Below are 1,253 nucleotides of genomic sequence, written 5' to 3'. Positions count from 1 at the left end.
TGACCTGCCCCCTGCGGGTCCCTCATTCATAACGAGAGTCTGCAGGTTGGATCTGGGTATTCGGGTTCCCCGTCTGGCGCAAGCGCGCCGGGCGCGGAGCCCTCAAATAGCTCAAGCGTCCGGCGCGCTTGCTGCGGTGTTTGGTTGCCCAAGGACGAGTGGGGTCTGACCGTATTGTAGTCGTAGCGCCAGAGCGCCAGCTTTCGCCGCGCATCGTCCAGACGGTCGAATATCTCCTCGTTGAGCAGCTCGTCCCGGAGGCTGCCGTTGAAGCTTTCGATGAAGGCGTTTTGCTGCGGCTTTCCGGGATCTATGTAGTGCCACGGCACGGTGTTCTCGTCGGCCCATTTGAGAATGGCCCGGCTGGTGAACTCAGTCCCATTGTCACTGACAATGCAGCCGGGTTTGCCGTAGATCCGGATCAGGGCGCTGAGTTCCCGGGCGACACGTGCGCCGGAGAGGCTGGTGTCCGCAACCAAGCACAGGCACTCACGGGTGCAATCGTCAATCACAGCCAGTATCCGGAACTTCCGCGACGCGCCGAAGCTGTCGGACAGGAAGTCCAGCGACCAGCGTGCATTGGGATACGCGGCAACAGGCATCGGTGTCCTTGTCCCGCGCGCCCGTTTCCGGCAACGTCGTCGCTTCACGGACAAACCCTCTTCCCGGTAGATCCGGTAAAGCTTCTTGTGGTTCATGCTCATGCCCTCGCGTTCCAGCAGCACTCCGATCCGGCGGTAGCCGAACCGACGTCGCTTGCCGGCAATTTCCTGCATCTCCTTGCGGATCTCGGCACAGTCCGGTGGGCGTTCACGCCGGACTGTTTTGGGATCGACACCGACAAGCCTGCAGGCCCGGCGCTGCGAGAGCTCGTGATCCCGCATCACCCTGAGCGCCGCGTCTCGCCGCTTCGTCAATGTCGTCAGCTCTTTCCCAGCAAGTCTTTCAAGACGACATTGTCTAGCATGGTGTCGGCCAACAGCCGCTTCAGCTTGGCGTTCTCGTCCTCGAGCGCCTTCAGTCGCGCAGCCTCGGACACCTCCATCCCGCCATACTTGGCCTTCAGCTTGTAGAACGTCGCCGTGCTCAGGCCGTGCCTGCGGCACACCTCCGCCGTCGGCATGCCAGCCTCTTGCTCCTTGATCATCCCGATTATCTGCGCCTCGGTGAAACGGCTCTTTCGCATAAGTCTGCTCCTTCAGGGTTGGCGCAGACTCTACATCACGGTGAGGGATTTCGCGGGGGGCAGGTCA

1 protein-coding gene is annotated in these 1,253 nt (G+C 61.7%); it reads right to left on the bottom strand.

Annotated elements, in window-relative coordinates; translation table 11 throughout:
• Window positions 1-26: 26 nt before the first annotated feature.
• Window positions 27-1,186, bottom strand: a protein-coding gene (locus KO490_RS00520) for an IS3 family transposase (RefSeq protein ID WP_252726920.1) whose coding sequence is annotated in 2 segments (ribosomal slippage) — window positions 27-937 and window positions 937-1,186 — 1,161 coding nt in all. Because the reading frame shifts where the segments join, the coding sequence is not laid out codon by codon here.
• Between the last annotated feature and the right edge of the window lie 67 nt (window positions 1,187-1,253).

The organism is Paracoccus sp. C2R09 (assembly GCF_018860625.1).
GTDB lineage: Bacteria > Pseudomonadota > Alphaproteobacteria > Rhodobacterales > Rhodobacteraceae > Paracoccus.
Note: the sequence above shows the minus strand (reverse complement) of the source record. Positions and strands in the feature narration are given on the sequence as shown.